Here is a 4,783-nt window from a genome sequence, read left to right as displayed (position 1 = left end):
GAGTTCGCGCGGGCCAGGCCGAATCCCGAGTGGCCGGCGTACCTGCGCACGCTGTCGAGGGCATGCCGGGGCCTGTCGTTCATGGAGGCGCGCTACCACTACGCGTCGGAGGAGGAGCTGACGGCCTACCTGGCGGAGGTGGAGACGTTGCCGGAGAACGAGCTGGCGCTGATGCGCATCGGGGACGCGACGCCCGCGCAAACGCTCGAGAGCATGAGGGCGCTGGGCCACTTCCTGCGGGCGTGGAACCGGATGCAGTTGGATCGGGAGGATCCGGCGGCGGACGACGTGGAGCGGGGGTTGGCGGCGCTGGAGCGGCTGGGCATCGAGAACGAGCTGACGTGGTGGGGCTGGTCCTTCGTGCACTACAAGCGCGAGCGCTACGCGGAGGCGGCGACGAACCTGGAGAAGCTGGCGGGCAGCCCGTACCTGGACGAGCCGACGCGGCGGGAGCTGCGGACGAGCGCGAACGAGCTGCGCACCCACGGCAAGAGCCTGCCCATCTTCCGGCAGCAGCGCGCGGCGCTCATCCTGGCGCGGGCGCTGGTGGCGCGGGCGGGGGGACTGGAGAAGCTCCTCGTCAAGGTGCTGGGCGAGGAGCGGGCGAAGCAGGTGTACGAGCCCATCCTGTGGATGGACCGGGTGCGCACCGGGATGGCGCAGGTGAAGCCGGAGGCCGTGGTGCGTGAGGCCGGAGGCGTGCTGAACAAGGCCCGCGAGGCGGGGAGCCGGGGACTGGGCACGCTGAAGGACAAGCTCGTCGGAGCAGACGCGGGAGCCTCGGCGGGCACTGGACCCCGGTAGGCTGCCGTCCAGCCCCCCCTCCTCACCGGGAGCATCCTCGTGGAGCCTCAGTCCAGCCCCTCACCGCTGGAGGACAACCGCCGCATCACCGCGGGCTACATCCAGCTCGCCCACGCGTTCCAGGCGCTGCTGGATCCGGACTTCCAGCCCGGAGGCACGAGCCTCGTACGCCCCAACTGGTTCGGCTTCGCGCCACACGCCTCGCACGAGGCCGGCAAGGGCATGCTCGGCGCGGCCATGGCCCGACACATCCTCGACGCGGGGAGGGGACAACCGTCGCTGTCGGTGACGCGGGCGCTCGAACGGGTGGGGCTGACGGGCTCGGCGCTGCTGTCGGTGGAAGGGCTCTCGGTGGAGCTGGTGGCGTACGGGCTGCCCCCGGACGCGGCGGCGGCACTGGGAGCGCTCACCACGTCGATGAACGGCGAGGCGCTGTCGGATCCGCGCACGCTCACCACCACGGCCTCCCGCTTCGCGACGCTCTACCGGGGAGCGCCGGGGCTGCTGCCGCTCGACAAGGCGGAGGCGGTGGTACGCACGCTGGAGCGCACGCTGCATGAGGGCAACGTGGCCATCTACGCGGACATCGGCGGGGCGGCGAACGCGTACCTCGCCTGGCGCGAGCGGGCCGGAGAGGTGACACCCGAGCGGGTCCTGGCGGAGTTTCCCCTCCCCGGGGCGAGAAGAGAGGAGACGCGGCTCGCCTACGACCACGCGCTGGAGCACGCGCACGACACGCCGAGACCGCACGCCTTCGACCAACTCTTCCCGGGGATGGACGGAAGGAGCCTGGTGGTGGCGGCCTTCGCGCTGTACGAGCGGGCGCGACGCACGTCCGAGCCAGCCGAGCGCGACACACGGATCGCGATGGCGAACAACTGCCTGGCCTGGCGCGAGCAGCACGACGCGGTGCAACCGGCCTTCATCCCGAGCACGGCACACGAGGACGAAGTGTCCCGCCTCGAGACGATGAGGGCGATGACCCCGATGCTGGTGGTGCACTTCGGGACGGTGGAGTGGACGCTGGCGGACTACGCCTACGCGAGGAGGGACCGGGACGGGAACCCACTCACGGCCCCGCCAACGGAATACAACTGGGCGACGTTCTGGGAGCGCTGGCCGCCGATCCTGGACTCCTTCGAGAGCGGATACCGGGAGCCCACGGAGCTGTGGGGGATGCCGGGACCCCTGGAGGACCCCCTGGCCAGGTAGCGTCCCTGCTCTCTACTTGCGCTTCCTGACCATCACCTTCTTGGCGGGCTTGCAGAGCGGATGGGGCTTCTTGTCGACGGCGTCCTGCTGGAAGGAGCGACGGCCATCACAGGCGACGCGGAAGTCCGGGTTCTCCTCGCGGGGGACGCGGAAGCTCCTGGCCTTGGCGCCACGGACGAGGAGGTGCTGCCACCAGACCTTGGAGCGATCCCGTCCGTACATGGCGCCGCCGCACTCCAGATAGGGGAGCCGACCGAGCACGGAGGAGAAGGAGGGCGCATGAACGCCCTCGAGGGAGCGAGCGCCGAAGAAGACGCGGCCCTCGAAGCGGACGAAGCCGCAGCCGAGTTCCTCATAGCCCTGCCCATCGCCGCGGGGGACGGCGACGAAGGCGGGGAGTTCGGGGCGGGAGGCGTGGTTGAGATAGAGGAAATGCACGTCCCGGGGCCGGCAATCGGCATCGACCTCGAAGGTCTGCGCGTCGGCGAGATCCAACCGGGTGAGCACCTCGGCGGGCTGGCCATTGGGCTCCCTGGCGGGGTCCTCGGAAGCGAGGGGCCGGCCCCAGTAGATGCTGGAGGCGTAGCGGAAGAAGCCGCAGCCGAGGGGACGGAAGGAGTCGGGGGCGAAGGGGACGGGGGGACGGTTCTTGAGGGTGCGCTGGAGGATGAGGGTGCAGCCACGGCGAACGCGGTTGCCCTCGGCGTAGAAACCATGGCCGAGGGGGCGGAGCATGCCCTCGCCGGTGCCGACCTGCTTGTCACCACACTGGGTGACTTCCTCTTCCCGGAAGGGAGCCTGTGCCGGAGCCGGGGCCTGCGCGTCCGACGCGGGAGCCGGAGCGGTGGCGGGGGGCGGGGTGTCCTGGGAGCCCGAGTCCTGGGCGTACACGGCGGAGCCGGAGAGCAACGACCCCAGCAGGAAGGCCAGGGGAGCGCCGGATCGCGTGGAGGGATGCCTCGTGCTTCGCATGGGGACGCATCATGACGCTTCCCGAGCCCGGGAGCGAAGAAACCCGACAGGTCCCGAGGGGAGCACGAGAGGAGGGGGGGCGGGCGAGTCCCGGAAGTGCTCAAGAGGGGACGTCGGCCTCGGTGATGACGCGGCCGGGGGCGAGGGTGAGGAGGACGAGGGCGGCGAGGCCGGCGATGGCGGCGACGAGGGCGAAGCGAAGGGGAAACCCGCCGTGGACGAGATCGATGGCGGCGATGGTGAAGGAGCCGCCGAGCATGCGGGTGGCGTAGATGGAGCTGGTGACGCTGCCGCGGTGGTGCCAGGGGGCGCGTGTCTGGGGGCCGAGCAGGGAAGTGGAGACGGCGGGCCCGAGCCCGAAGCCGAACAGGCCGAGGCTGGCGAAGAGGAGGGGGGTGCCCCAGCCGTGGGACACCCCGAGGGCGAGAGCGAGGAGCCGATCAGGACGAGGGCAGGAGGCGTGAAGGAGGGCGAGGAGGCGCCCACGGGGACGTTGACGAGGAAGGCCCAGCGCCAGGAGGCGTGCATGACGAGCCAGCCTCCGATGAGGGGGCCGACGACGGTGGCGGAGCCCCAGGCACCGGTGAAGAGGCCCTGGACGGCGGCGCGCTCGCGGAGGGTGTAGAGGTCCGCGCTGATGGTCATGGTGGTGGGCTGGAGGGCGCCAACGCCGAGCCCCTGGATGACGCGGAAGGCGATGAGGGCGGGGACGGACTGGGCGGCGCCACAGAGGATGGAGCCGAAGAGGAAGAGGCCCATGTCGGCGGAGAAGACGGGCTTGCGGCCGAGGTGATCGGCGAGCTTGCCGAAGCGGAGGGCTGACGAGCACGCCGAGGGGCGTGCTGTCGCTAGGGACACTCCAGACAGTGGGGACGTACCTGCTGCCTGAGTTGGTGAAGGCCTTCACGAGCCGCTACCCGGAAGTGCTGTTACGGCTGAGCGAGGGGACGCACCACGTGCTGGAGGCCCGGGTAGCAAGCGGAGAGTTGGATCCGACGATCGTCAGCCTGCCCCTGAGACGGGTGGACCTGGTGGCGCGGAAGCTCTGGGACGAGGAGCGGTGCTGGCGGTGCCGAGGGGTCACCGGCTGACGAAGCTGAAGAGGCCGGTGGAGCTGACGGAGGTGGTGGAGGAGGCGCTGGTGGTGATTCCAGGCATGTCGGGCACGTACGCGCTGGAGGCGGCCTGCGAGGCGCGAGGGCTGAAGCCACGGGTGGCGATCGAAATGGACAACGCGGAGGGGATGAGGCGGATGGTGGAGAGGGGGCTCGGGGTGGCGCTGCTCCCGGATCTGATGGCGCGAGACCACGCGGCCCGAGGTTTCGATGTGGTGGAGGTGAAGAAGGGAGGCCCGCGACGGCAGATAGGGCTGGTGCACCGGGGAGAGGAGTACCTGACAGCGGCGGCACGCGCGCTGAAGACCTTCATCGTGGAGTCACTGCACCGGTCCGGCCCTTGATAGCCTTGAGATCATGGCTGCCTCCTCCTTGAGAGCTGCGACATGGGTCTGACTCCGCGAAGGGCAGTGTTCGTCATGGCACTCCTGTTGGTGGGCAGTCTGGCTTCCTGCGCACATGCTCAAGACGAGGGTGGAGGGGGAGGTTTTGGACGCAACACCACGGAAGCACGAATCACCCACCTCATCTCCGAAGGTCAGTTCGTGGAGGCCGAGGCACTCATCTCCGAGTCCGCCTCTTCGAGCCTGATCGAGCAGTCGACAGCGGCTGCGCTGCGGAAGCAGATCGCGGATCTCTCGATGACGTTGGGAGCAATTCCGGCTCGCCTGCAGCGGGTC

Annotated in this window: 4 protein-coding genes and 3 pseudogenes; 4 read left to right on the top strand and 3 right to left on the bottom strand. The window is 70.0% G+C overall.

What is annotated here, in order from left to right; genetic code table 11:
- Together VF794_RS00220 and VF794_RS00215 are read left to right on the top strand one after the other, a co-directional pair.
- A pseudogene (locus tag VF794_RS00220) lies at positions 1-804 on the top strand (hypothetical protein); the annotation flags it as partial.
- Between the two features lie 39 nt (positions 805-843).
- On the top strand, positions 844-2,016 hold the full coding sequence (locus VF794_RS00215) for a hypothetical protein (RefSeq protein ID WP_331106507.1): 1,173 nt from the start codon (positions 844-846) through the stop codon (positions 2,014-2,016).
- Positions 2,017-2,028: 12 nt separating this feature from the next.
- Here the strand turns inward: VF794_RS00215 and VF794_RS00210 are convergent, their stop codons facing one another.
- The 3 genes and pseudogenes from VF794_RS00210 to VF794_RS00200 form a co-directional block, all read right to left on the bottom strand.
- Positions 2,029-2,988 carry a hypothetical protein gene (locus VF794_RS00210; RefSeq protein ID WP_331106505.1) on the bottom strand — a complete coding sequence of 320 codons (960 nt, stop codon included), beginning with the start codon at positions 2,986-2,988 and terminating at the stop codon, positions 2,029-2,031.
- Positions 2,989-3,088: 100 nt separating this feature from the next.
- A complete protein-coding gene (locus VF794_RS00205) occupies positions 3,089-3,403 on the bottom strand; it encodes a hypothetical protein (protein ID WP_331106508.1) in 315 nt (104 codons plus the stop codon).
- 119 nt (positions 3,404-3,522) lie between these two features.
- Positions 3,523-3,846, bottom strand: a pseudogene (locus VF794_RS00200) (MFS transporter); the annotation flags it as partial.
- On the opposite strand from VF794_RS00200, the pseudogene VF794_RS41650 reads away from it, so the two are divergent.
- Positions 3,828-4,447 (top strand): annotated as a pseudogene (locus VF794_RS41650) (LysR family transcriptional regulator substrate-binding protein). The pseudogenes VF794_RS00200 and VF794_RS41650 sit on opposite strands and share 19 nt — an antisense overlap.
- 75 nt (positions 4,448-4,522) lie before the next feature.
- On the top strand, positions 4,523-4,783 hold a 261-nt coding region (locus tag VF794_RS00185; RefSeq protein WP_331106499.1), incomplete at its 3' end, for a hypothetical protein.

It is taken from the genome of Archangium sp. (assembly GCF_036389735.1).
Classification (GTDB): Bacteria; Myxococcota; Myxococcia; order Myxococcales; family Myxococcaceae; genus Archangium.
Note: the sequence above shows the minus strand (reverse complement) of the source record. Positions and strands in the feature narration are given on the sequence as shown.